The organism is Streptomyces sp. NPDC030995 (assembly GCF_055571215.1).
The window spans coordinates 546,949-569,873 of sequence record NZ_JBVIFS010000002.1 but is presented as its reverse complement, the minus strand read 5'-3'; the positions used below and the strand labels follow the sequence as shown (position 1 = coordinate 569,873).

At 68.5% G+C, this 22,925-nt stretch carries 31 protein-coding genes; 19 read left to right on the top strand and 12 right to left on the bottom strand.

All coding sequences use genetic code 11. From position 1 onward, the window contains the following. The 3 genes from ACZ45T_RS06250 to ACZ45T_RS06240 form a co-directional block, all read right to left on the bottom strand. On the bottom strand, positions 1-211 hold a 211-nt coding region (locus tag ACZ45T_RS06250; protein WP_468437985.1), incomplete at its 3' end, for a hypothetical protein. A 180-nt stretch (positions 212-391) separates the two neighbouring features. Next, a complete protein-coding gene (locus tag ACZ45T_RS06245) occupies positions 392-790 on the bottom strand; it encodes a hypothetical protein (RefSeq protein ID WP_468437983.1) in 399 nt (132 codons plus the stop codon). Positions 791-1,342: 552 nt separating this feature from the next. Beyond that, entirely contained in the window at positions 1,343-1,864 is a 522-nt protein-coding gene (locus ACZ45T_RS06240) for a DinB family protein (RefSeq protein WP_468438032.1), read from the bottom strand. Between the two features lie 537 nt (positions 1,865-2,401). Between ACZ45T_RS06240 and ACZ45T_RS06235 the strand changes: the two genes are divergently transcribed. The 4 genes from ACZ45T_RS06235 to ACZ45T_RS06220 all read left to right on the top strand — a co-directional run bounded on the left by ACZ45T_RS06235 (position 2,402) and on the right by ACZ45T_RS06220 (position 6,356). After that, complete coding sequence (locus tag ACZ45T_RS06235) at positions 2,402-3,046, top strand: HNH endonuclease family protein (protein ID WP_468438030.1); 645 nt, start codon at positions 2,402-2,404, stop codon at positions 3,044-3,046. Between the two features lie 94 nt (positions 3,047-3,140). Next, complete coding sequence (locus ACZ45T_RS06230; RefSeq protein ID WP_468437981.1) at positions 3,141-4,814, top strand: alkaline phosphatase D family protein; 1,674 nt, start codon at positions 3,141-3,143, stop codon at positions 4,812-4,814. Between the two features lie 221 nt (positions 4,815-5,035). After that, a complete protein-coding gene (locus ACZ45T_RS06225; RefSeq protein WP_468437979.1) occupies positions 5,036-5,671 on the top strand; it encodes a DedA family protein in 636 nt (211 codons plus the stop codon). Positions 5,672-5,849: 178 nt separating this feature from the next. Further along, positions 5,850-6,356 (top strand): hypothetical protein, encoded by a 507-nt coding sequence (locus tag ACZ45T_RS06220; RefSeq protein ID WP_468437977.1) that lies wholly within the window; start codon positions 5,850-5,852, stop codon positions 6,354-6,356. Between the two features lie 11 nt (positions 6,357-6,367). Here ACZ45T_RS06220 and ACZ45T_RS06215 read toward each other — a convergent pair whose 3' ends face one another. Beyond that, entirely contained in the window at positions 6,368-6,592 is a 225-nt protein-coding gene (locus ACZ45T_RS06215) for a DUF2277 domain-containing protein (RefSeq protein WP_468437975.1), read from the bottom strand. A 15-nt stretch (positions 6,593-6,607) separates the two neighbouring features. After that, entirely contained in the window at positions 6,608-7,258 is a 651-nt protein-coding gene (locus ACZ45T_RS06210) for a TRADD-N-associated membrane domain-containing protein (protein ID WP_468437973.1), read from the bottom strand. Positions 7,259-7,384: 126 nt separating this feature from the next. Between ACZ45T_RS06210 and ACZ45T_RS06205 the strand changes: the two genes are divergently transcribed. Further along, positions 7,385-7,459, top strand: a complete 75-nt coding sequence (locus tag ACZ45T_RS06205) for a 50S ribosomal protein bL37 (protein WP_100661309.1) — start codon at positions 7,385-7,387, stop codon at positions 7,457-7,459. A gap of 65 nt (positions 7,460-7,524) precedes the next feature. Here ACZ45T_RS06205 and ACZ45T_RS06200 read toward each other — a convergent pair whose 3' ends face one another. The 4 genes from ACZ45T_RS06200 to ACZ45T_RS06185 form a co-directional block, all read right to left on the bottom strand. After that, positions 7,525-7,731 (bottom strand): hypothetical protein, encoded by a 207-nt coding sequence (locus tag ACZ45T_RS06200; RefSeq protein WP_468437971.1) that lies wholly within the window; start codon positions 7,729-7,731, stop codon positions 7,525-7,527. 247 nt (positions 7,732-7,978) lie between these two features. Next, positions 7,979-8,278, bottom strand: a complete 300-nt coding sequence (locus tag ACZ45T_RS06195; protein ID WP_468437969.1) for a hypothetical protein — start codon at positions 8,276-8,278, stop codon at positions 7,979-7,981. A 503-nt stretch (positions 8,279-8,781) separates the two neighbouring features. Beyond that, entirely contained in the window at positions 8,782-9,762 is a 981-nt protein-coding gene (locus tag ACZ45T_RS06190; RefSeq protein ID WP_468437967.1) for a GTP pyrophosphokinase, read from the bottom strand. 713 nt (positions 9,763-10,475) lie between these two features. Next, positions 10,476-10,664 (bottom strand): hypothetical protein, encoded by a 189-nt coding sequence (locus ACZ45T_RS06185; RefSeq protein WP_078851129.1) that lies wholly within the window; start codon positions 10,662-10,664, stop codon positions 10,476-10,478. Between the two features lie 765 nt (positions 10,665-11,429). Here ACZ45T_RS06185 and ACZ45T_RS06180 point away from each other — a divergent pair. Beyond that, entirely contained in the window at positions 11,430-11,993 is a 564-nt protein-coding gene (locus ACZ45T_RS06180) for a hypothetical protein (protein WP_468437965.1), read from the top strand. Positions 11,994-12,516: 523 nt separating this feature from the next. Here ACZ45T_RS06180 and ACZ45T_RS06175 read toward each other — a convergent pair. After that, on the bottom strand, positions 12,517-12,651 hold the full coding sequence (locus ACZ45T_RS06175; RefSeq protein WP_468437963.1) for a hypothetical protein: 135 nt from the start codon (positions 12,649-12,651) through the stop codon (positions 12,517-12,519). A gap of 693 nt (positions 12,652-13,344) precedes the next feature. Here ACZ45T_RS06175 and ACZ45T_RS06170 point away from each other — a divergent pair. Beyond that, positions 13,345-13,620, top strand: coding sequence for a hypothetical protein (locus ACZ45T_RS06170; protein WP_468437961.1), 276 nt, complete (start codon positions 13,345-13,347; stop codon positions 13,618-13,620). Positions 13,621-14,088: 468 nt separating this feature from the next. Next, on the top strand, positions 14,089-14,457 hold the full coding sequence (locus ACZ45T_RS06165) for a hypothetical protein (RefSeq protein ID WP_468437959.1): 369 nt from the start codon (positions 14,089-14,091) through the stop codon (positions 14,455-14,457). A 487-nt stretch (positions 14,458-14,944) separates the two neighbouring features. Here ACZ45T_RS06165 and ACZ45T_RS06160 read toward each other — a convergent pair whose 3' ends face one another. Together ACZ45T_RS06160 and ACZ45T_RS06155 are read right to left on the bottom strand one after the other, a co-directional pair. Further along, a complete protein-coding gene (locus ACZ45T_RS06160) occupies positions 14,945-15,310 on the bottom strand; it encodes a hypothetical protein (RefSeq protein WP_468437957.1) in 366 nt (121 codons plus the stop codon). After that, complete coding sequence (locus ACZ45T_RS06155; protein ID WP_468437955.1) at positions 15,307-15,777, bottom strand: NUDIX hydrolase; 471 nt, start codon at positions 15,775-15,777, stop codon at positions 15,307-15,309. Before ACZ45T_RS06155 ends, ACZ45T_RS06160 begins: the two co-directional genes overlap by 4 nt. 18 nt (positions 15,778-15,795) lie before the next feature. Here ACZ45T_RS06155 and ACZ45T_RS06150 point away from each other — a divergent pair, with 18 nt between their 5' ends. The 11 genes from ACZ45T_RS06150 (at position 15,796) to ACZ45T_RS06100 (ending at position 22,881) form a co-directional block, all read left to right on the top strand. Beyond that, positions 15,796-16,575 carry a GntR family transcriptional regulator gene (locus ACZ45T_RS06150; RefSeq protein ID WP_468437953.1) on the top strand — a complete coding sequence of 260 codons (780 nt, stop codon included), beginning with the start codon at positions 15,796-15,798 and terminating at the stop codon, positions 16,573-16,575. A gap of 139 nt (positions 16,576-16,714) precedes the next feature. Further along, positions 16,715-17,053 (top strand): SCO3933 family regulatory protein, encoded by a 339-nt coding sequence (locus ACZ45T_RS06145; protein ID WP_468437951.1) that lies wholly within the window; start codon positions 16,715-16,717, stop codon positions 17,051-17,053. Between the two features lie 2 nt (positions 17,054-17,055). Then, complete coding sequence (locus ACZ45T_RS06140; protein WP_468437949.1) at positions 17,056-18,417, top strand: FtsK/SpoIIIE domain-containing protein; 1,362 nt, start codon at positions 17,056-17,058, stop codon at positions 18,415-18,417. Positions 18,418-18,493: 76 nt separating this feature from the next. Beyond that, on the top strand, positions 18,494-19,156 hold the full coding sequence (locus ACZ45T_RS06135) for a DUF2637 domain-containing protein (RefSeq protein WP_468437947.1): 663 nt from the start codon (positions 18,494-18,496) through the stop codon (positions 19,154-19,156). Positions 19,157-19,167: 11 nt separating this feature from the next. After that, a complete protein-coding gene (locus ACZ45T_RS06130; RefSeq protein WP_189963986.1) occupies positions 19,168-19,359 on the top strand; it encodes a mobile element transfer protein in 192 nt (63 codons plus the stop codon). A 17-nt stretch (positions 19,360-19,376) separates the two neighbouring features. Further along, the gene (locus ACZ45T_RS06125; protein ID WP_107084747.1) at positions 19,377-19,535 is read left to right on the top strand and encodes a hypothetical protein; all 159 of its coding nucleotides are present in this window, start codon (positions 19,377-19,379) and stop codon (positions 19,533-19,535) included. A gap of 23 nt (positions 19,536-19,558) precedes the next feature. Then, positions 19,559-19,879 (top strand): SpdD protein, encoded by a 321-nt coding sequence (locus tag ACZ45T_RS06120; RefSeq protein WP_468437944.1) that lies wholly within the window; start codon positions 19,559-19,561, stop codon positions 19,877-19,879. Positions 19,880-19,968: 89 nt separating this feature from the next. Continuing rightward, positions 19,969-20,154 carry a hypothetical protein gene (locus ACZ45T_RS06115; RefSeq protein ID WP_468437942.1) on the top strand — a complete coding sequence of 62 codons (186 nt, stop codon included), beginning with the start codon at positions 19,969-19,971 and terminating at the stop codon, positions 20,152-20,154. Continuing rightward, on the top strand, positions 20,151-21,542 hold the full coding sequence (repSA, locus tag ACZ45T_RS06110) for a replication initiator protein RepSA (protein WP_468437940.1): 1,392 nt from the start codon (positions 20,151-20,153) through the stop codon (positions 21,540-21,542). Before ACZ45T_RS06115 ends, repSA begins: the two co-directional genes overlap by 4 nt. Continuing rightward, complete coding sequence (locus ACZ45T_RS06105; RefSeq protein ID WP_266838835.1) at positions 21,539-21,727, top strand: helix-turn-helix domain-containing protein; 189 nt, start codon at positions 21,539-21,541, stop codon at positions 21,725-21,727. Before repSA ends, ACZ45T_RS06105 begins: the two co-directional genes overlap by 4 nt. Continuing rightward, a complete protein-coding gene (locus ACZ45T_RS06100; RefSeq protein ID WP_468437937.1) occupies positions 21,727-22,881 on the top strand; it encodes a tyrosine-type recombinase/integrase in 1,155 nt (384 codons plus the stop codon). Before ACZ45T_RS06105 ends, ACZ45T_RS06100 begins: the two co-directional genes overlap by 1 nt. The last annotated feature ends 44 nt before the right edge of the window (positions 22,882-22,925 follow it).

Genomic DNA, 22,925 nt, shown 5'->3' with positions numbered 1-22,925 from the left:
ACAACTCGACGATCTCGGCCTTGAAGTCCGGCGTGAACTGCCGCCGCTGCCGCGGCTTCTTCTTCGGCATGTTCTCCATCATGGACATCCCTCCCTGGGCACGAGCCCAGATCTCGGATGTCCGCCAAACCGAAGCAACCTCAGGACATAGGCCGCCACCGATCGCTACGCGCTCCTCGACGACGGCGTCCGACGGCCGTCTGGGGCTCATGAAGGGGCCGGAGGGCACATTCCTCGTCCCAGCCGAGCTGCACCCGCATCAGAGCGACGACCACGCCACAAACTCACGCACAAACTAGGTGAATTGGGGCGAATTGACGACCTTCTCGATCCCCGACTCGTCCTGACCGGAGTACAGCTCGGTGTGGTCGCTGTCTGACGCGTGCTGCCGTCATTTCCCGTAGACCTGCCACCATCGATCTGCTGAAACTCGGGCCACTTCGGCGTCGTACTGCTCCGCATCGAAGTGAAACGCCGGAGGCCGCACCTCGCGGTAGGGGACCTCCCACTCGGACCACTCCACAATGCCCCCGAACCGTTGGATGACCACGGAGAGGAAGCCGCAACATCCGCCCGTGCACTCGGGCTCTCCGAGCACCACGCGCCGCCCCTCGTCGGTCGCCCACAAGAGGTTGTGACCGTCAGCGGGCAGAACCTCGCACGCCAACGGACCGCGACCCCCCTCGCCGACCGCCTCCGCCGCCACTTCCTCGCCGTCGACCCACAACTGCAGCTGGGCAGACCACCGGGGCCCCGGAGGCAACACACTGACGCAAAGCTGGTTGAACATGCGTCCACCCTATGCACCTGTGGACCAGCCCCAGACGGCCGTCGGACGCTGAGACGTGCGAAGCGCGTAGCGATCTGACGCGCCCCCCGACCCGGGATCCCGATGCGGGTGTGCCCGCCTCGGGATCCGCCCCACCGAACCGAGCCCGGGGGTCCCTGATGTGCCCGTCTTTGAAAGCTCGGACCGGCCCGTTCCTTTGGGGGTTTCCCGGCAGTCTTCGTATGTCCGTGGCGGGACGGTCGGTCAAGGGTGGCCGAAGGCCATCGCGTAGCGACGCGACCGTAGGGAGCGCCCTTGAGGGACCGGCCCGACACGGAGAGACGATGAGACTGACGGGAAACCCCCAAACCCACTCTGATTCCGCCTGAGGGGCCCCCGCCCACCCCCGACCCCGCCGCCCAGCCTGATCCCGCCCCGCCCCGCCCGGGCTCCGCCCCCCGAAGCCCCCGCCGCACAGCCCGATGCCGCCCGCCGAGCCCCGGCCGCCCAAGCCACCGCCGGACAGCCCAACCCCGCCCCGCCGAGCAGCTCAGCCCCCGCGAAGCCCCGCCCCTACTGCCCCACGCGCCCGTCGATCCGCTCCCGCAGGAAGTCCGCGTGGCCGTTGTGGCGGGCGTACTCCTCGATCATGTGGACCAGGACCTCGCGGAGCTCCATCGGCTCACCGCTGCTGTCACCCGTGATGTCCAGGCTGGGGGCTTGCGCGACGAGTTGTTCCGCGAAGGCGACTTCGGCTCGCCAGGTGGCCCAGGCGTCCGCGACCACCGCCTGGTCGGCCACCGCGCCGGTGAAGTCCGCCGTGGGCTCTTCCTCCGAGCGGTAGTGCCGGCGTACGTCCTGGCCCGCCATGACCTTCCGGAACCAGTACTGCTCCACGCCCGCGAGGTGGCGTACGAGACCCAGCAGGGACAGATCGGACGGTTCCACCGAGCGCCGCGCGAGGGCTTCAGCGTCGAGGCCCGCGCACTTGAGCTCCAGCGTCAGCCGCTGGTCGCGCAGGTAGCCGGAGAGTACGGCGTGTTCCCCCTGGAACCCCCCGTCGGTACGAGTGTCCTCGTCGGGGTGGACGAACATGTTGGACCAGCCGAATTGTCGGTCCGAAGCGGACGAGGGCGCAGGCTCGACGGAAGGGCTGGTGGGGCCGGTGGGGCCGGTGGGGCCGGTGGGGCCGGTGGGGCCGGCAGCATCAGTCACGCGCACGAGGGTGACCCGTACGCGCTCCTCCCGCAACGGAATATCCGCCGCCGCCCGCCACGCGCCACGCGCCACGCGCCACCCGCCACGCATCGCCCGCCACCCGCCACCCATCGCCCGCCGTTCCACCTCGTACAGCCTTCTGCTCCGTAAAGAGTGCGCAAGGCCTACGGCCGGCCGGAATGGGATTTTGATCCCGCCTTGACCCGCCTTGGACCCCGCTCCGCTCACCCCCACCGGCACGGAACCTCAACTTCCATTTAAATGCGGGGCGTTGTCGACTTGATGTGACGTGCTCATGTCGCCACGCTGTCACCTGGCGCCCACCCCCGCGAAACCCGGGGCCGCCACCATGGCCACGCCCCGCCGGGGCATACGGCCACACCCCCCGCATTCAGGGAGCCCCTCATGGCACTCATACCCAGCGTCTACGCGCGTCGATTTGGCGTGCTCGCCTCAGCCGCCGCCCTCGCCGCGCTCACCACCCTCCTCAACGCCCCGACCGCCCAGGCCGCCCCGCCCACCCCCATCAGCGCCTCCGCCGCCCGCGCGTACCTGGCGACGGTCACGCCGCAGGCCGAGGGATCCAGCAGCGGCTACAGCCGCGACCTCTTCCCGCACTGGAGCACCGTCTCCGGCACCTGCAACACCCGCGAGACCGTCCTCAAGCGGGACGGCGTGAACGTCGTCCAGGACTCCTCCTGCGCCGCGATCAGCGGAAGCTGGTACTCCGAGTACGACGGCGCCACCTGGACCGCCGCCTCCGACCTCGACATCGACCACGTCGTCGCGCTCTCCGAGGCCTGGCGCTCCGGCGCCAACTCCTGGACCACGAGCAAGCGCCAGCAGTTCGCCAACGACCTCACCCGCCCGCAGCTCATCGCGGTCACCGACAACGTCAACCAGGCCAAGGGCGACCTCGACCCGGCCGAGTGGCTGCCGTCGCGGACCGCGTACCGCTGTACGTACGCGCGGATGTGGGTCCACGTGAAGCAGTACTGGGGCCTGAGCATCGACTCCGCCGAGAAGACGGCCCTGGTGAACGTCCTGAACGGCTGCTGAGCCAGCCGGTCGATCTTTCCCCCGCCAGGGGGAGGCGTGGCTCCCCCTCCCCGTCGTACCGTGATCGAAGGGGCTACGGAGGAGGGGGAGTTGCATGGCCGGATTGCGTCTGGGGCCACTGCTGCGTCACATCGACTGGGATACGGGCGGATCGGCCACCATATGGGTCGAGGCGGACCGCCCGTGCACGGCCGAGGTGCGGTGCGCCGACGGGGCGGGCGGGAGTGCTCGCACCTTCCAGATAGCCGGTCACCACTACGCGCTGGTGCCGGTGACCGGCCTGACGCCGGGCGCGACGACGGCGTATGAGGTGCTGCTCAACGACCGGCAGGTGTGGCCGCTGCCCGACAGCGGCTTCCCGCCGAGCACGATCAGCACCCCGGCCGTCGCGGGCCCCGGCCGGCCCACTGCCGGGCGGCCCTCTCCCGGGCTGCGCGTCACGTTCGGTTCGTGCCGGCAGGCCGCGCCGCCCGCCGGCCGGCACGGGCCGCACGGTGCGGACGCGCTCGACACCCTCGCGGCGCGGCTGGCCGCCGACCCGGAGGCGGTACGTCCGGACGTCCTGCTGCTGCTCGGCGACCAGGTGTATGCCGACGCGCTGTCCCGGGAGACCAAGCAGTGGCTCGCGGCCCGCCGGGACCTGCGGGAGGCGCCCGGAGCCCAGGTCGCGGACTACGAGGAATACACCCGGCTGTACTACGAGTCCTGGCTCGACCCGGAGATCCGCTGGCTGCTGTCGACCGTGCCGAGCCTGCACATATTCGACGACCACGACGTCATCGACGACTGGAACACGAGCGCGGCGTGGCTGGAGGAGATGCGGGCGACGCCGTGGTGGCGGGAGCGTGTGCTCAGCGGCCTGATGTCGTACTGGGTGTACCAGCACCTGGGCAATCTCTCGCCCGCCGAGCTGGCGGACGACGGGCTGTACGGGGCGATACTCCGGACCCCGGACGGCACCGATGCGCTACGGGCCTTCGCGTCCGCGGCGGATGCCGATCCGGGCTCGGTGCGCTGGAGCTACCGGCGCGACTTCGGCCGGACCCGGCTGCTGATGGTGGACACCCGGGCCGCGCGGGTGCTGGCCGAGGACGGGCGGGCGATGCTCGATCCGGCGGAGCAGCAGTGGCTCCGGGAGAACGCCCTGGCCGGGCACGGGGGTTATGACCATCTGCTGATCGGCTCCTCGCTGCCGTGGCTGATGCCGCCGCTGATCCACGATGCCGAGACGTGGAATGCCGCCCTGTGCCGTGGGGAGCGGGGGCCGCGGTGGGCGCGGATCGGTGAGAATCTGCGCCGGCGCAGCGATCTGGAGCACTGGGCGGCTTTCCCCGCCTCGTTCGCGGCGCTGACGGATCTGATCGAGGAGGTGGGGGCGGGTCCGCGGGCGCCGGCGACGGTGTGCGTGCTGTCGGGGGACGTGCATCACGCGTATGTGGCCGAGCCTCGAATACCGAGCACGGCGCGGGTGTTCCAGCTGACGTGTTCGCCGGTTCACAATTCCATTCATACCGTGGTGAAGTGGGGTTTCCGGCTGGGCTGGTCGCGGACGGGCCGGTGGCTGGGGCGCGGCTTCTCCCTGCACGGGCGGACGGGGCGGCCGCCGCTGAACTGGCGGCGTACGGGCGGGCCGTGGTTCGGGAATCAGCTGATGACGCTGGCGCTGTCGGGGCGGAGCGCGCGGCTGCGGCTGGACCAGGCGCGCAAGGAGCGTTCGGGGGCCCGGCTGGTGACGGTGCTGGACCGGGAGCTCGCAGGGGCGGAGTAGCGGGATGCGTCGGCCCCGCAGTGCGGGGCGGTGCGGGACGGGGCTGGACGGTGCCTTGTCGGGGGGCGGAGTTGGCTCGCCGGTGGCGCGGGAGTCGCCCCGGGCATCTGGGGTACCGCCGTCGGGCGTACGCTGTATGGCTGTCAGCCGCTCCTGCCGCTCCCCCGCGACGTCGCGGCGCTTCATGCCGCAGCACGTCAACCGGACTGGGGAGTCCCGCTTTGTTTGAGACTTTGGGGTCGCTGACCGCGAGCCCATGGATCTACGCCCTGGTGGCGGTGTCCATCGTGCTCGACGTCTTCCTTCCGGTGCTGCCGAGCGGGGTTCTGGTGATCACCGCCGCGGCGGCCGCTGCGGCCGCCGGCGCGGCGGGACCGGTGCCGGTGCCGGTGCCGGTGCCCGCGCAGGTGCCGGACATCCTGCTGCTGCTCGTGATCGCCACGACCGCTTCGGTGCTGGGCGACATGGCCGCGTTCCGGCTGGCCCGGCGCGGCGGTGCCCGGCTGGACCGGGCCATCGCCCGCTCCCGCCGGCTGACCCGGGCCCATGAGCGCCTCGGCACGGCTCTGGCACGCGGCGGCGGCGCCCTGGTGGTGATCGCCCGCTTCGCCCCGGCCGGGCGTTCGGTGGTGTCCCTGGGCGCGGGCAAGACGCAGCGCAGGGCGGCGGAGTTCCTGCCCTGGTCGGTCCTGGCGGGCATGGCCTGGGCCGGCTACAGCGTGGCCCTCGGCTATTTCGGGACGCAGTGGCTGGGCACCCAGTGGCTCGGCACCGCGCTCTCGATCGTCGCCCTCTTCGCCGCGGGCGCCCTGGCGGCCTTCCTCGTCCGCCGCCCGGTCCCGGCGGCCGCAGCCTAGGTCTGTCTTCGGATCAGGCCGGCGGCTCCCCCGGTCGGAGCAGTGGCTCACCCGTTCACCCGGCCCCGATCGCCGCCCCCGGCCTGGGCTCCTAGCGTCCACAGCACGGTGCGCAACCGAATCCGCGTCACATCCGTGCCGTGGCCGCGCCGTTTCGAGGAGCCGAGGAGTTCTCTCCATGCCCGTCAAACCGCCCGCGAAGCCGCCTGCCGCACCGCGCCGCCTGATGACCGTCGCGGCCGCGACCCTCATCGTCGCCGCCGCCGCTCCCGCCACGCTCGCCTATGCCTTCCCCTCCGCCACCGTCTCCCCCACGAGCGTCGCCCCGGGCGGCCGGGTCGCCCTCAGTGTCGAGGGCTGCGGCACCAGGACCGGCAGGGCCTCGTCGAGCGCCTTCGGCGATGTCCGGCTGACTCCCGGCAACTCCGACGCCACCAGCCTCTTCGGCAGCGCCACCGTCCTGCGCAACGCCAATCCGGGCACGCACCGCGTCACCTTCGAGTGCGGCGGCCCCGGCGGCGAGCGGGTCACCGCCTCGCTGTACGTCACCCCGGGCGCCGCACGCGGCGGGACGGGCGGCAGCGTGGGCTCGATGAGCGCGGGCCAGGTCACGGTGGGCGCCGCCCTCGCCGCGGGCGCGCTCGGCGCCGGGGTTTGGGTGGTGCTGCGCCGCCGCGCCGCGTAGCCCCGTACGGCTCACGCCGGGGCGGCCTGCCCCCGTACGTGCACCCCGTCGAGCAGCTCCCGGGTGGCCTCGGCGATGGCGTCCACGGCCGCCTCGAACACCTCGCGGTTGTGGGCGGCAGGCACCCGGAACCCGGACACCTTCCGTACGTACTGCAGGGCGGCGGCGCGGATCTCCTCCTCGGTCGCCTTCTCGGGGATCGCGGGCGGGCGCAGGGTCTTAATGGAGCGGCACATACTCCTACTATCCCGCTACCGGGGCAGCTCGGCCCCGGACAGTTTCATGATCAATCCGGCCTGGAGGCGGGCCCTCAGCCCGGCGTCCTCCACCGTGTCCAGCAGCTCGATGGCCTGCTGGGTCGTCTCGGCGGCCCGCCGGTCGTCGCGCAGGGCGGCGGTCTGGTCGGCCATGTGCTTGAGCGCGATGTCGGCCCGCCGGTGGAACAGCTGCCCGATCAGGGTCGTGACCAGCCCGACCGAGCTCGTCACGATCCCGAGGTACAGCTCCCCGCCGGCCTCGGCCTTCCAGACGGCCAGCGCCACCCCGCAGAGCAAGATCGCCGCCCCGATCCCGGCGAACCGCTGGCTGGTCGCGAAGCTGCTCCGCGCCTGGGTCAGCCCGTAGGCGTAGTACTCCACGAGGATCGGCGTGAAGTCGTCCCGCCGGTCGCCGAGTCGCGCGGCGGGATGCCGGATCCCGCCGACGTCGTCGAACTTCGGAGCCCCGGCCACGGCCGGCCCGGCCGGCTCGCCCCGCTCCTCGAGGTGCGCGAGCAACCGCGCCCGCTCCTCGGCCCGCTTCCGCTCGAACCCCACCCCCAGGGCCCGCTCCGCCACCGCCAGCACCCCGGCGGCCGCGACCACGGCCGCGCCCACCCCACCCCACGCGAGCCAGTCGCCCATCCCCCGACGATCCCACGCCCCGCCACCGCGGCCAAGACCCCGAGACCTTGCCGCAAATGCGAACAAACCACCCCGAACCTAGACTGACGAAGGCATGAACAGCCACCAACGAGGGAGACCCACACCATGGCCAAGCGAGGCAACAAGCGGCGCGCGCGCAAGAAGAAGAAGGCCAACCACGGCAAGCGCCCCAACGCCTGACCCACAAGGACCCCCGACCCCTACCGGCCGGGGGTCTTCCCACGACCGGAGCTGTGCGCGGTGCCCTACAGGACAGTGCTGCGGGATGCCTCTGGCGATCCGAACTCGCCGGACAGCAACCGGTACCGAAAACTGCGCGCCGCCGGAGCGTGGTACTTCTCCTGGAAGGAAAGAAGAAGGCTCACGTGTCGCGCCCGACGGGCCTCCTTGATCTGCGAGTAGGCGAAGAATGACGCCACCATCACCACGATGGCACCGATCGCGGAACTCACGGCCGCCACGCCGGCCCATATGCCCCCATGCCTACCAGTACAGCACTCGGCGGCCCTCCCGCCCAGACCGCGGGATCAACCCGTGCAGCGGGCTCGAAAGATCGCGCGCACCCAGGCCTGGCCTGACCTGCCCACATGGCTGGTCTGACCCGTAGCTCTAGCCGGATGGGCCACCGACGGCCACTGGGGTTTCGGTACGGCGCTGCGGTACACCGGTGGCCGCACCAACTACGCGTCCCGCTGCTGCTCACTCACGTTCGCGGCGGAAATGGTCCTGAGCATCACATTCGGCAAAGATGTCCACGGTGAAGCAGAGGACGGGGCTCTCCTGGTCGCCGTAGACGGTGAAGTTCAGTTCGCAAGGGACACCCGCGAGGGTGACGCCGGCGTACCAACCTTGCACTGCTCCGCCATCAGGCTTGGAGCTGTTTTCATCGACGATTGCCCAGGTGCCACGGGCGCTCTCGCCGAGCTCAGCGCAATGCGACTTGATTTCGGTCCTGTCGAGTCCGCCGGCTGTGAAAGCCCCGTCCTGTTCGAACTGCACAGAAGCCCCGCTGGAGGTGGACCAGTTCCCTTTGAGCGCGTCTGGCGAGATGGCGACTTCAGGAACTCCGCAAGCCGCCGCGAGAAAGAGCGCTGAGCATGTCAGGGCAGTCCGCGTGCCCGGTCTTCGTGACCGCTGATTCCTGTAGCCGGCCATGCCCACTCCTGCGTCGATCGATCCCTCTTCGGCACAGTAGCGTGCAGTGGCGGAGCGGCCTTGGCCGGGAGGCGTACCGCCGCCCCTGCGCTCAGGTGCCGTTGAGTGCATCGGACCGCGCCCTCGACGAGTGCAGTTTCCCGGCACGGGGGAAACACCGCTTCCCAGCCTGGCTGTTCAGGTAATCGATCGACAGCACAGTCGAAGGCTGACTCCCAAGGGGATCTTGTGCACCTCCCTGCCGGCCGGCACTTCCGAGGTGCTCGCGTGGGCGAACCAGGGAGCGAGGCGATCTTGGATAATGGTCAGTGCGCCAACCTTGACCGCAGCATCTCGGTTCCGCCTGCCTACTTGATTCGAAATTTCGAGTGCCGATTGACATCGATATAGCCGTATTTGCGTTTAGCGTAAGCCTTGCTATGGATGGCCAGAGCAGCTCGGGCCAGTCCGACATCCGCGAAGGAGCGGCTCCTGGTGCCGGGCGGGTATTCCTTCTCGTAGGCGAGCGCACCATCATGATTGTCGCGCAGAATCTTCGCCAACTCTCGAAGGTCGTGCAGGTCGACCCATGGCAGCTCGGAGATGAATTCCGACACCGCCTTCTCGTTGGCGTGTTTGCGATCCGGGTATTGGCGCCGGAACAAGGCACGCACGGTATCGCTATTGACGGCCGACTCGAGGATCTCCTCGCTCTGGAGCACCTCCTGTTCGGCGCGGGCTGCCGAATGCACCGCATCTCGATTCAGTGTTTGGAATTGCCTGTCGGCTACGTAAAGGAGACCACTCAGTGCATGGAAGTCACGCACCAGATCAGTGGGGATGCTCTCCTCGTTCTTGTAGGCCAAGTGGTGCGAGATGTTCGCCCAGGCATCCATCAAGATCGTACGCACTTGAACTTCGAACTTAATGGCCTTGATCTCGTCGTACCTGGGGCCCGAGTGCGCGGCGGAGAGCTGGCAGATGTAGTGATGGGACATGTATCCGAAGGAGGAGGCGTCCCCCTGATTCACCTTGTCCTCTTCCGAGATGACATCGAAGGTTCGATTGAGCAGATCCTTCAATTTAGGCAAGTCAGTCAAGAATAGGCAGACGATCCGTACCCCAACGAGGTCCTCAGACTGCTCAAACGGGTCGGTGTAAGATTTCCGCTCGACCTTTTCGAGGAAGCTCTCGACGGACTTCACTCTCGCAGTGACGGAGTGGATCTTTACCTTCTCGATGCCCGAGAGAGCCTTCTCCAGGGAGTGGGCAATCTCGGTCTTTAGGGCCTCGTAGTGAGGTTCGTTAGCGAGGAACTTCTGCTTTATCCCCGCGCGCTCTGTCGCCATGGCGGCCATCGTAGGGACCGGTCGATCGTGCCGCGACGGGTTCCCGGAAACCCAGATGCAGGCCCCCTCCACGGTCATCCCACCGCACCACGCACCGGCCAGTAGCCGCCCACCTGACGCCCAACCACCCTGACCTGCGGCCGAGTTATCGATCACCCGCTGACCAGGGGCTGAGTGGTCGCCAGTTGTCAGCATTGGTCACCACTGAGGCCAGGGCAGCCCAGCTCACTTATTCTTCCGAAGCTTCCGCATCTTGGCTTCAGCTTCCTTCTTCTTGCGCTGCGCCACCCCGTAGCTCGACCAGCCTCCCTGATGTAACTGGCATCGAGAGCTGTTCATGATCGCGGGCTTGGTACACGGGCACCCCTTGGCCGCCTGCGCCCCACCCCTGGGCTGAGTCATCCGCTCCCACCTGCTTCCAGCGTCGTCAACGATCTGACCCCGGGATGGTCTCGCCAAAGAAGGCCCCTAGGAAGGCGCAGGCAAGGCGGACAGGAGCGCCGCCAGCACACGGTTCCGGGGGACGATTCGTCTCGCGTTCAGAGGTGCTATCGAACCGGCTCACGCTGCCTACTAACGGACATAGAACAGGACCGGCACCGACTGGCCCTGACCAGGAGACATGGTCAGGGGCCGTTTGGTGGTGTGGCGCAGTCTGCCACTGCTGACACCCTTGATTCCCCGCCGCGACGGGCACGCATGGGGCACGATGATCAGCGCTTCTGTGCCCTGTACCGCTTGAGAAGAGCGGTGATCTTCGCGTGGTCGGCAGCACCGTTCAGCTCGACCAGGAGATCATCGGGGCAGAGCTCGTAGTGGTCGCCCCACCACCGCCGCCCCTTGTTGTCCCAGATGCGGTAACCCCCAGGCACGCCTCTAGCCACGTACCGCCTTCTGCTCACGCTGCTCCCCCTCCTGCCGCGATGGCCTCCGGCACGGTACATCGCCGACGGCAACGAGCTGCCAGAGGACGCCTAAACGACGTGCTCATCAGCCACAACGCGTGACGGCGGAGGTACGGCGACCGGCCCAACTCGGCCCCGACAGACGGCCGACCATGGGCAAGAGGCCACCTCTGAAACTTTGGCCCCTGCGCCGGCAGCGGATGAAGCAGGCCGAGATGCGGGCGGAGGCCGGGACAACTGGCAGGAGACGGGTACGTGTTCACCACCCGGAGCAGACTCTGCCGACCGCCTTGGCGTACCGCCTCGGGGGCGGGACGCCGATCCCCGGGCACTCGCAGATCGCCGCCCACGTCGTGCAGGACACGCAGCGCGAGGCGAACGGGCACACGGACCGGCTGCTGGGGCAGCATGCAAAAGACCCCGACCGCTACCGGTCGGAGGTCTTCTCGCTGTGGGCGCGGACGGTTTCGAACCGCCGACATCTGCTTTGTAAGCTCGCCCAGACTCCTGACGCGGCTGACTCCGGCCTGCCTGCTACACCCCTGCGCGGTCGCCCTGGGCCACAGGCGTCCACCCTCGTTGATGTCATCCGTGGATGTCAGCCATCACCCCCGTGCGCGGCCTGTGCACCCATGCCCTCTTGCACGCCTCACCCGACACCCACACCGTGGTGAGGGTGCAGCTCAGCGTTCTGACGACGCAGGGGGAGGGCGACGCATAGTGACTTCAGTATCACTTTGGGCCAGGGGAACGTTCGGCGCCGTGGCGGGCCAGCTGGCCGAGACAATCCCAGCCTGTCTAGTGGAAGCCCACGCCAGGGCGCGTCACGCCCATGAACAGGTGCGCACTCGCACACAGGAAGCGTACGGCCATGGGCTCCACGCGGCGCAGTACGAAACGCTCGCCGCTGGTCTGACACCGATCCACGGGGCGACCTCTCGACGGCTTCAGGGGCGGACGGTGATGGTCCTCGGCAGCAATGCCATCCTCCCAATCCTCTACGCGAAAAAGGACGTCCCGGTCACCGAAGCGCGGCTCCGCAAGGCATACGGCCTCCGGGCCGACCTCATCCGGCGCCACGGGCCGAAGCCCATGCAGCTGACACTCGACCTCGACATGGAAGACCTCGACGAGGAGCACGTGCATCCGGACGTGGCCCTCCTCCCACCCGAACTTCAGCTGATCATCGTGGCCTACGCCTGCTCGATGGAGCAGGGCGTCATGAGGGTCGAGTGGGGCTCAGCGGGACTATTGCACGGAGACCGTTACCTCATCTGGCACCATCATGAGCCGCTCCTCCCGCCGGCCAACCCGCGCGCCGCCTAGTTCCGCTTCGTTACGAAGCAACTTGGGTGGGGGCGCCGCCTTGGGCTGGCGTGCCTCTCATCTGCGCTCATGGTCCGCAGGCGTCCGTACTTGTCCGCCGATGTTCGTCGGCATTGTCACGCAGTTGGCCACTCACCACTCAACGGCCACTTACGGGCAGAGCCGTTGTCAGTGCCTGCCTCTATGGTCTCAAGCGCGCGGTCGGCTTCCGGGGGTTCCAGCTCTGAAAGGAATGGTTGCATCCCCGGCCTGTCTGGGGGCGGCCCGGAGACTCAACCGGGACCTAACCGACGGTCGGGCTTCGTCGATGGCCAGGGAATGACCTGCCAGCGCCGGCCGCGCATCACCCCTTACTTGGGCAACACTTGATCCGTAGCTCTAGCCACATCGGTCACCAACGGCCATACCGGCTGCTTCACGGCCTCGCCGGGGTACTGGCGGTCGGGGGCGGCTTCGGTGGTTGCGGTACCGCTACTGTACCGCCAGCCCTTCGGGCCCCGACTCGCGCCGGGGCCCGGGGCAGTCAGCCCACGTAGTCGTGGTGGTCACGGGGGTCGTAGCCGTGGTTGCAGGCCGGGCAGAGAGTGAGGTCCTCGGGGTCGTCGGAGTACCGGTTGGGGATGATGCCGCCGTCGCACTGGGGGTCGGTGCAGGCCATGGTGTGCTCCTCCGAGGTCGGGGCCGTTGTCCTGATGGGCACCGCCCCTGCACGGTTCTGGGAGGGCGCACAAGGTGGAGCGCGCCACTGTACGAACGACCTTGTGCGCCCTCCCAGAACCGTGCTGCCCTCGGGATCAGGACAGCGGTGCCGACCGGCAGCCACCACATCGACACCCCAACCCGCGGCCTGGACCTGACCACGGTCCGCACCTCCACCCCACCGTGCCCAACACATGGGCCCTAGCCCCTCAACCTGCACCCGCACAACTGACGCCCCGCCGCGCTGACCTGCGGCTGAGCAACCGACCAACGCATTGACCAGCGGCTGCGCTGTCGCTAGTTGTCAGCGTTGGTCACTACTGAGCGCCCTCCCACGGCCCCACCACGGCCCGGGAGGGCGTTTCGTGTTCCGCCCTGAACGCGGCGTCGCCTCGGGGGTTGCGCACAGCCGACGCTGAGCGCGACGCAACCTAGTCTGATTCTCTGACCAGGGCTGGAACGGTGTGCCAAAATCAGAAGACTTGAAGGGGGGCAAGTTGGAGGGGATCGCGGCAACTGCGGTAGCCCGTACTGGCCTTGGCGGAGCCATGTGCAGCTCCATGCCTGCCTCGGGGAACCGACGCGACCCTCACCCCTTCCTTGTCAGCAGAGTCTTGCTGATGGCCTGTAGCGGATTCTTAGGGGGAACATTATGACCGAGATTATCGCCGCTCTCATCGGCGGTGTGTGCACCCTCGGCGCTGCTGTTGTCGCAGTGCGGTGGGCGCGCTCACGCTCGACCGGCAGCGTTGCCGACCAATTGCCCCCTGCCGGCGACGCGCAGCTGGGCAATGCCGCGAACACGGCGCCCGGCGCCACTGCCGCACCTTCGGATGGCGTCACCATTAATGCCCCTCACTCCGGTCAGATCATCGGCACGAACAATGGCACGGTGTCCCAAACCAATTACCGAGACGGTAAGCGGTGAAGTTCTTTAATTCCGGTGGACTACTCGGACTTGCTCAAGGTGTTTTAGGGTTAACCTTCGCTGCCTTGGTTACCCTTTTCGGTCTTCAGCTTATTGGTGACCAATTTCCCGAGGCGCTTCCTGCCGCTGGATGGTTCTTGGGTCGCTTGGTTCAGCTCTCCTCTGACGAATACGTCGCCGATTTCATGGGAGATAGGGTCCTTGTATCGGGACTAGTTGGGGTGGCGCTGCTCCTGTGGGTCACGCACAGGTGGCCAACCTTGATCAAGACTGTAGGGCAGGCGCTGAATCCTTTTGCGAGGATCGGCGTAGCGGCAGTCTCGGCCGTGGCCGCTGTGCTAGTGGCCTTGATTTTGGCCGGACCGCTCGGTCAGTCCAAGACGAAAGGTGAGTGCACGTCGGCCTTTCGTTTGAATTTGGACAACGCGCCCTCGTTGGTGAGCAACACGACATGTGGGGGAGGAGTGCGTGAGCAGACTTCTCGCGATTGACCAATACATTCAAAACAACAACGGGCAAGTCTTCCAGACAATTATAAATAATTCCGCAATCGATGCGGAAACTAAACAGCAGGTGCGACGCCTGGCAGTCTCGTCACCGGAGATGATGTCGAAACTCGACGCGATGTTGAAGCAAAATGGTGATGTGAAGGCGGCTGCTGCGCTAGTTCGGGATGCGAGCGACATTCTGACAGGGAAGGGTGGATCGTCGGCGCCGTTTACCGATGAGGGCGACGACCCGATGTTCCCCGGCAAGGGTGAGCGGGAGCTTCGGAAGGCGATTGCTGGCCCCTTCCTGGTGCTCATCGTGACCGTCGTCCTGATCTTGTGGCTGTAGCCACCCCGCTGTGACAGCGGGGTATTGACGCGGGTCATGATTCCCTGCCCCAACCCACAACTCGCCCCGGCTCCCATCCCGTCTGCCGTCGACCCACACGTATGTGGAGCGGGCGCGGGTCCTGGCGTCCAGGTGGAGCGCGCCACTGTACGAACGACCTGGACGCCAGGACCCGCGTCTGCTCGGCTTGGCCTGGGTCGATGGCAGACGGGATGGGAGCCTCCCCACGCTCACCACGACATACCTGCACCCGCGTACGGCGCCCCGTCCATCCCGGAGTCGGAGCGCCCCCGCCGGAGGCATCGTTCTGACGTGAGCCGAACACGCCGCCCAAGCCACCGGGGGGTCCTCCCCATCAACCCAAAGCCGAGAGGCGTGCGGTCGGCGGCCGGGCTGGAGCGGGGCGGAGACAGGAGCGCAGGCCCGGGCGACGGGCCGCGCGCGCCGCGCTGTGCGCGGCGGGTGCCTTGATGAAGTAGGGAAACTCTTACCGCACCGGCTCGGCGCGGAACTCGTCGAGGAGCTCGAAGAACAGGTCTACGGCCGGTGTGCCCGCCGCTTCGGCTGCCCGCTCGATCTCCACCGCCCAGCCCAGCGCGCTGGCGTGTCGCATGCCGAGTCGAGGCCACAGCCACTCGCTGAAGGGTCCGAAGTGTTCGAAGTCCGTCATGCTCAGAGCGCCGTGTATCTCCGAGGCGACGCGGTACCCGTACAGGATCGACTGGAGGTCCAGGAGAGAAGATCGGCGCAGGAACATACTTGGCCGCAGTCGTACTTCATCCAGGAAGTCGTAGACGTCGCGCAGCTCGCTCAGCGGTCTGGGTGCGGTTCTCTTCTGGGGTGAGGCCGTCATGCTGATGCCCTGAGAAGGCGGCGGCCGTTATGGCTGCGGACGTGGGGGCCTGCGTCGTCCAGGGCGTCCAGGAGGCGGATCGCGAAGACCTCGGACATCTGCTCGGAGACCTCTTCCGGAGTGAGCCAGGCAACCGCAGTCGATTCCGCTGAGGTGCGCTCGGTGCCGCCAGACGGCTTGCAGCGGAAGACCAGGGCGACGATGCCGCGGGTCGTGTTCTTGTAGACCCCGGTGAGCTCGTCTACCTCGACCTCGATGCCGGTTTCTTCCAGGACCTCGCGGCGGACGCCGGCCTCCGGGGACTCGGTGAGTTCGAGGACTCCGCCCGGCAGTTCCCAAGTCCCGTTGTCCGCGCGACGGATTGCCAGGAGTCGGCCGTCCTCGCGCAGCACTGCCCCGGCTACGGACACGGAGTGCAGTGGCGTTGACTTGTCCTGCGGGGAACCCGTACTCATGTACAGGAGCATAGGAGGAAGAGAAGGACTATGGGAACCGCAGTAGGAGGTGGCAGGGCCGTACCTCGGTACGTGCAGATCGCCGACGACATCGTTCAGCAGATCCGGGCCGGGGTGCTGGGCCCTGGCGACATGGTGCCGAGTGAGTCCGAGCTCGTGGAGCGCTACGGCGTCGCGGGCGGGACGATCCGTAAAGCCATGGTGGAGGTCCGCGCGAGCGGCCTGGTGGAGACGCGGCACGGCAAGGGTTCGATCGTGAAGGCCCGGCCGCCGGTACGGCACCGGTCCTCGGACCGTTTTCGGCGTACGCACCGGCAGGAGGGTAGGGCGGCGTACCTCGCAGAGTCCGCTCAGTCTGGGGCCGAGGCGAAGGTGAGCGTGCTGTTCATCGGGCCCCTGGAAGCGCCGGAGGAGATTGCCGAACGGCTCGGTGTCGCCGCGGGGACTCAGGTGCTGGCCCGGCGTCGGCTGTACTTCCGGAACGGGACCCCGGTCGAGACGGCCAGCTCGTACCTGCCGTGGGACGTGGTGAAGGACATCCCGGAGCTGTTCGCCGAGAATCCCGGTCCTGGCGGCATCTACGCACGCCTGGAGGATCACGGTCACGTGTTCGCCGAGTTCGTGGAGACGCTCCAAGCTCGGCCGGCCGCCAAGGCCGAAGCAACCGAGCTGTCGTTGAGCCCCGGCGCCCCGGTGGTCCATCTGCTGCGCAACGCGGTCACGGAGGAAGGCCGAGTGGTGGAGGTCTGCGACACCCTCATGGCCGCTGACCAGTTCGTCTTCGAGTACCGGATCCCTGCGCGCGACTGACGTCCGCTCAACTCCCCACAGCCCGCTGCGAGTTTCTCTTCGTAGCGGGTTGACTCATGTATAGGAGGCAGGCACTCTTCTTCATGTCACTCATATACATGAGTAACGGAGTCGGACCTCTATAGAGGAGTGATCTGCTGTGCGTCAGATTCCCGTCGACACCACCGGCGCGACCGTGATGGTCGCCCAGCCCCCGCAGCTCAAGATGCGCGACAAGAAGACCGGTCAGGTCGCCGTCGACAACGAGAGCGGCAGCAACCTCATGACCGTCGACGTGCTGTTCGTGATGAACGGCAACGCCGAGGTCATCTCCGTGACCGTGGCGGAGCCTGACATCTCCGGCGAGCTGGCCATGGGTACCCCGGTCGCGCTGACCGGCCTGGTCGCCCGTCCGTGGGAGAATGAGTTCAACGGTCAGAAGCGCCACGGGATCAGCTTCCGCGCTGTCGCCGTCACCTCGCTTGCGAAGGCCAGCTGACCGTGGACGCCTTATGGGTCACGCTGCTGGTGGTCCTCGCGGTCGCGCTCGTACTGCGCTGGCTGCGGCCCACCTGGTACTGGATGACCTTCGGGGTCACCTTCGCGACCATCCGGGTGCTGGTCCGCTACCGCTCGGTGATGGACGCCTGCGGACTCACCGTCCCGCCCTCCCGCTGGCGGCTGGCACTCGCCCGGGTCGCCAACCGGCCCGTACCCCAGGCCCGTTCGCCGCGCATCCTGCGGCTGCGGCCCACCTCGACCGGCCTGGTCCTACGGCTGAAACTCCGGCCCGGACAGGACCCGTTCGACTTCTCCGCCTCCTCCGACCGGCTACGACACTCCTTCACTCTGCACAACGTCGTCTCGCGGGAGATCCGCTCCGGCGTCGTCGAGCTGCGGATGACCGGATACGACGTACTCAAGCGGGTACGGATGCCAGCGAATCCGCCCACCGAGGTGCTGCGGGTTCCCGTGGCCCTGCGGGAGGACGGGGAAGTTCATCACCGGGACTACCGGCAGGTCCCACATGCCCTGAACGTCGGGGCGACCAAGTCGGGGAAGTCTGTGTACCAGCGCACCTTGGTGGCTGGGCTGGCGCCGCAGAGGGTCGCGCTCGTCGGCATCGACTGTAAGAACGGGGTGGAACTCTCGCCCCTGGCACGGCGGTTCACCGCCCTTGCCGACAATCCCGCCATCGCGGCCGAACTGCTGTCCGCCCTCGTCCAGTACATGGGCAGGGTTTACGAGGTCATCCGCGCCGAGCAGCGCATCAGCGTCGACCTGCCAGATGCCGAGATCACCGCCGACATCTGGGACCTGCCCGCGCACCTTCGCCCCGTCCCCGTTGTGCTGCTCGTGGACGAGGTCGCGGAACTCGCCCTCGCCGCGAACAAGGCAGAGGAGATCCGGCGGGACCAGATCGTGACGGATCTTGTCCGCCTCGCTCAGCTCGGCCGCGCCGCGGGCATTCACCTGGAGATCTGCGGCCAACGCTTCGGCTCCGAACTCGGCAAGGGCATCACCATGCTCCGCGCCCAGCTCACCGGCCGCACCGCCCACCGCGTCAACGACGAGACCTCGGCGAACATGGCTTTCGGGGACATCTCCCCGGACGCCGTCCTTGCCGCCGTCCAGATCGACAAGGACCGCCCCGGCACCGCAGTGGCCGGTGACTCCTCCGGCGGCTGGTCCCGCATCCGTGCCCCACACACGACGCTGCGGCGGGCCGTGGACATCTGCAACGCCCACGCGCACCGCACCCCGGAGATCCCGGAGCTGGAGCCCTTCCGGCCCGCGCTCCCCGCTCGCGTCTTCATCGGCACCATCCACCAGCCCAAGGCTGCTTCGGCACCCGCCTTCTGATCACCTGCCCCACCCGGTCGGCGCGGCCTTCTTCGCGCCAGGTCCCTACCCACCCCATGCCTGAAAGGAGGTGACCATGACTCGCCTGGTCCGCCCCGACGCCGTCCTCGTCCAGGCTGTCATCGCCGGAGCCCTCTCCTTCGCCCACCTTCACGACCTCGCCGAAGCCGCCGGACAGGACGGCTGGAAGGCCTGGGCCTACCCGGTCAGCGTGGATCTGCTCCTCGTCGCCGCCTGGCACCGGCTGCGCACCCTGCGGGACGCGGGGCAGCCCTCACGGTCAGCCTGGTCTTGGTTCGCGGTCGCCCTCGCCGCCTCGCTCGGCGCGAACGTCGCGACCGCCGGCCTTCTCGACCTGGGCGACGTCCCGGACTGGCTCCGGATCCTCGTCGCTGGTTGGCCCGCGCTCGCCTTCCTCGGCGGGACGCTCCTGGTCCACCGGCCTACGTCGCCCCATCAGCCGGATCCGGAGCCTGCCTCGGCGCCCCAACCCGTGGTCGAGCGGGAGACGGAACCCGGCGTACAGGCCGACCCAATCCCGGCTCTGCCCGCCCCGCCCCCGGCACCGCCCGCTGACGCGCCTGCGGTCACCGCTCCGCCCGCGCTCGTCGCCCACGCCCAGAAGATCGCCGCCGACCACCGCACCCGTACCGGCTCGGACATCGACACCGAGACCCTACGCGCCCGGCTCGGCGTCCCGTCCCCGATGGCCGAGGCCATCGCCGCCCTGCTCGCCTGACAGGAGATCCCATGCCCGCCCGGATCAACTTCCGCTCGCTCATGAAGATCGGCCCCGTCCAGATCGGCACCTACCGCGACCGCCACGGCCGCAACAAGGACGCCGCCGTCTGCACCACCGACGGCTGCGGCTGGTCCTCCGACTACAGCTCCTCGACAGCCGCCCAGCTCGCCGCCCGCTCCCACCGCTGCCGCGTCAGCTGACCCGAAAGGCCAACGCCATGGACGTCCCGCTCTGGTTCGCCCTCCTCGCCGTCGGTGTCCTCGGCGTGAAGCTCATCCGCCCGCCCTGGTGGCTCGTCGCCGTGATCCTCCTCGGCGGCTTCCTCCTCGCGGACAGCTTCCTCGCCCCGGCCATCGACACCGCGATCAACAAGTAACCCGCCCCGGAAGGAGAACGGCCATGTTCAAGCCCAAGTACCCCAGCCCCGACACCTACACCCCGGCAACCATCCGCCCGACCCCGGCGCCCGTCGAGCACTCCGACTTGGCCCCCGCCCCGGTCCCCGCGAAGTCCCCGAACGCCCTCACCGGCCTGGTCCAGAACTCGCCCGGAACCGCGCTCGCCCTCGCCGCCGGCGGAGTCGCCGGAGTCCTCGCCCTGGCCTCCGTCGCCGTCTCACTGCTCCTGGCCGTCGCGGTTACCGCGGTCGCCCTGTCCATCAGCGGCGTCGTCCTGCTCTTCCTCGTCCGCGCCCTGCGCCAGGAGTTCAAGAGCCGTTGACCGGCCCCGGGACGGCCTCAACCGCCAAGTTTCCGCCGTCCCGGCGCCGCGCTCCTGCCCGATCCAACGAACCGGAAGGAAGCACCATCATGGCCCAGCCCACCGTCACGCCCGCCCAGGTCTGCCCCGACTGCGACGGCTTCCCCGCCGTGAAGATCACCCTCGGCGGCCGCGACCGTACCGGCGCCCTGCGCACTATCACCGCCCACTGCCCGGCCTGCCACGGCACCGGCAACCGCCGCTTCATCCGCCCTCGCCGGACGGTGACCGCGTGATCAACCCCGCGACCCTCGCGGACCTGGACCCCGGCCTCCTCGGCGACATGCTGAAGGTGGCCGGGGCTCCCGGTTACGCCCGCTGGGAGGACCAGATCCGCCGTACGGGCGGCTGCTCCGACCCGATCCACGTCACTGGCTGGACCGTCGCCAAGGACAAGACGTCCGGTGAGATCCTGCACCGCTACTCCACCGAGAAGGAACCCGGCGCCCGCCTCCGCATCGCCTGCGGCAACCGCCGCGCGTCCCGCTGCCCCGCATGCGCCTGGACCTACGCCGGGGACACGTACCACCTGATCCGGGCCGGGCTCGCCGGAGACGACCGCCGCGACATCCCCGCCACCGTCCGCGAACACCCCCGCGTCTTCGCCACACTCACCGCACCCTCCTTCGGCCCAGTCCACAACCGCCGCGCCGGCCGTCCCTGCCGCTGCGGCAAGCACCATCAAGAGCAAGACGCCGAACTCGGCACCGCCCTCGACCCGGCCACTTACGACTACGCCGCCGCCGTCCTCTTCAACAACCACGCCGGACAGCTCTGGCAGCGCTTCACCACCCGCCTGCGCCGCGAGATCGCCGCCTACGCCGGACTGACCCAACGCGACCTGAAGGAGGAGGCCCGGATCTCCTTCGGCAAGGTCGCCGAGTTCCAGAAGCGCGGCGCCATCCACTTCCACGCCGTGATCCGCATCGACGGACCCGCCGGACCGTCTAGCCCTCCGCCGTACTGGGCTAGCACCGAACTCCTTAACCGCTCGATCCGGGCCGCCGTAGCCCACACGTACACATCGGTGACGGTCCCCGCCGCCCCCGACCAACCCGCTCGCACTTTCCGATGGGGCACGCAGCTCGACGTACGACCCATCAAGGCCTTCGGCGACGGCTCCGACATCACCGAACAGGCCGTCGCCTCATACGTTGCCAAGTACGCGACCAAGGCCGCTGAGAACACAGGCACGCTCGACCGCCGCATCGGCAACCGCGAGGCCCTGGTCCTCCTCGACGTGCCCGACCACACCGCCCGCCTGATCGGGGCCTGCCTCGACCTCGATCCGCTCTACCCGGACCGCCGCCTAGCGGCCTGGTCGCACATGCTCGGCTTCCGGGGGCACTTCTCGACCAAGTCCCGGCGGTACTCCACGACCCTCGGCGCGCTCCGTCAGACCCGCGCCGACTACCGCGCTGCCCAGGAGCGCGAAGCCCGCGGCCTCGACGACCTCGAACCGGACAGCGTGCTCGTCCTCGCCTCCTGGCAGTACGCCGGTCACGGCCACAGCCCGGGGGAGTCTGTCCTCGCCGCCACGATCGCCCGCGGTATCCAGCTCAACCGTCAAACGGCCAGAGAAGGCCTGCACGACCAACTCGCCCTGGAGGGAGCCGCGTCATGACCACCGCCACCGCCGAACTGCTGACCGTGCCCGAGGTTATGGAGCGGCTCAAGCTCGGGCGCTCAACCGTCTACGACCTGATCCGGTCGCGGCGGCTCGTGTCCATCACCATCGGCCGGGCCCGCCGCATCCCCGCTGACGCCGTCCGGGAGTTCATCGACCACGAGATCGAGGAGGCTGCCTGATGGCCACCCCGCGCAAGCGCAATCCGAACGGCGCGGGAACCATCACCCAGCGCAAGGACGGCCGTTTCCAGGCCGCCGTCTACGTCCTCCAGCCCGACGGCACCCGTGCCCGAAAGTTCGCCTACGGCAAGACCTGGGCCGAGTGTGACGTGAAGCGACGGGACCTGCTCGCCAAGGTGGACCAGGGCGTGCCCGTGCCCACGCGGTCCGCCAAGCTGTCCGAGTGGCTGCCCTACTGGCTCGACAACATCGTCAAGCCTCACCGCAAGCGCACTACCCACGCCAAGTACGAGGTGCACGTCCGGCTGTACCTCGTGCCGCTGCTCGGGTCCAAGCGGCTCGAATCGCTGAGCGTGGGTGATGTCCGGAAGGTTCTCGTGCAGCTGCAGAAGAAGACCAGCGCCGCGACCGCCAAGGAGTCGCATCGGGTTCTGCGGACCGCTCTCGCCGCGGCCGTCCGGGAGGAGCTGGTGACTCGCAACGTGGCAACGCTGGTCGAGCCGCCGAGGGTTGAGGCGCGGGACCTCTCACCTTGGAGCCTCCAGGAGACTTTGGACTTCCTCGCTGCCGGCCGCAAAGACCCGCTGTATGCCGCCTTCGTGCTGGCGATCGCGCTCGGCTTCCGTCGAGGTGAGATCGTCGGTCTCCGGTGGGAGAACGTGGACCTGGAGAAGCGCGAGATCCGGGTGCGGACTCAGCGTCAGCGCGTTGGTGGCGAGGCCTACGAGGACGATCCCAAGGGGCGGCGGCGCCGGCAGACCCTCCCCCTGCCCGGGATCTGCGTCGCTCCCCTGCGGTGGCAGCGGATGAAGCAGGCTGACGCGCGGGCCAAGGCCGGGGACACCTGGCAGGAAACCGGGTACGTGTTCACCACCCGGACCGGGCGGCCCATCGAGCCGCGAAACGTCTACCGGTCCTTCACCCGCGTGGCCAAGGACGCCGGTCTCAGGGTCATTCGGCTGCATGATGCTCGCCATGGGACCGCCACCCTGCTGACCGCCGCTGGCGTGCCACCCCGAGTCGTGATGGAGATCCTCGGGCACTCGCAAATCGCCGTGACCATGAACGTCTACGCCCATGTCGTGCAGGACACGCAGCGCGAGGCGATCGGGCACATGGACCGACTGCTCAGGCAGCGGCCGGGCCGTGCCTGACCGCTCCCGTTGATGTCAGTTGTGGATGCAAAAGGCCCCCGACC

Coding starts and splice junctions, on each gene's coding strand:
- ACZ45T_RS06215 (WP_468437975.1), bottom strand. CDS start 6,592: ATGTGCCGCTCCATTAAGACCCTGCGCCCGCCCGCGATCCCCGAGAAG.
- ACZ45T_RS06220 (WP_468437977.1), top strand. CDS start 5,850: ATGCCCGTCAAACCGCCCGCGAAGCCGCCTGCCGCACCGCGCCGCCTG.
- ACZ45T_RS06100 (WP_468437937.1), top strand. CDS start 21,727: ATGGCCACCCCGCGCAAGCGCAATCCGAACGGCGCGGGAACCATCACC.
- ACZ45T_RS06210 (WP_468437973.1), bottom strand. CDS start 7,258: ATGGGCGACTGGCTCGCGTGGGGTGGGGTGGGCGCGGCCGTGGTCGCG.
- ACZ45T_RS06175 (WP_468437963.1), bottom strand. CDS start 12,651: ATGGCCTGCACCGACCCCCAGTGCGACGGCGGCATCATCCCCAACCGG.
- ACZ45T_RS06230 (WP_468437981.1), top strand. CDS start 3,141: ATGGCCGGATTGCGTCTGGGGCCACTGCTGCGTCACATCGACTGGGAT.
- ACZ45T_RS06150 (WP_468437953.1), top strand. CDS start 15,796: ATGGGAACCGCAGTAGGAGGTGGCAGGGCCGTACCTCGGTACGTGCAG.
- ACZ45T_RS06240 (WP_468438032.1), bottom strand. CDS start 1,864: ATGTTCGTCCACCCCGACGAGGACACTCGTACCGACGGGGGGTTCCAG.
- ACZ45T_RS06170 (WP_468437961.1), top strand. CDS start 13,345: ATGACCGAGATTATCGCCGCTCTCATCGGCGGTGTGTGCACCCTCGGC.
- ACZ45T_RS06155 (WP_468437955.1), bottom strand. CDS start 15,777: ATGCTCCTGTACATGAGTACGGGTTCCCCGCAGGACAAGTCAACGCCA.
- ACZ45T_RS06105 (WP_266838835.1), top strand. CDS start 21,539: ATGACCACCGCCACCGCCGAACTGCTGACCGTGCCCGAGGTTATGGAG.
- ACZ45T_RS06160 (WP_468437957.1), bottom strand. CDS start 15,310: ATGACGGCCTCACCCCAGAAGAGAACCGCACCCAGACCGCTGAGCGAG.
- ACZ45T_RS06120 (WP_468437944.1), top strand. CDS start 19,559: ATGTTCAAGCCCAAGTACCCCAGCCCCGACACCTACACCCCGGCAACC.
- ACZ45T_RS06125 (WP_107084747.1), top strand. CDS start 19,377: ATGGACGTCCCGCTCTGGTTCGCCCTCCTCGCCGTCGGTGTCCTCGGC.
- ACZ45T_RS06245 (WP_468437983.1), bottom strand. CDS start 790: ATGTTCAACCAGCTTTGCGTCAGTGTGTTGCCTCCGGGGCCCCGGTGG.
- ACZ45T_RS06190 (WP_468437967.1), bottom strand. CDS start 9,762: ATGGCGACAGAGCGCGCGGGGATAAAGCAGAAGTTCCTCGCTAACGAA.
- ACZ45T_RS06135 (WP_468437947.1), top strand. CDS start 18,494: ATGACTCGCCTGGTCCGCCCCGACGCCGTCCTCGTCCAGGCTGTCATC.
- ACZ45T_RS06115 (WP_468437942.1), top strand. CDS start 19,969: ATGGCCCAGCCCACCGTCACGCCCGCCCAGGTCTGCCCCGACTGCGAC.
- ACZ45T_RS06130 (WP_189963986.1), top strand. CDS start 19,168: ATGCCCGCCCGGATCAACTTCCGCTCGCTCATGAAGATCGGCCCCGTC.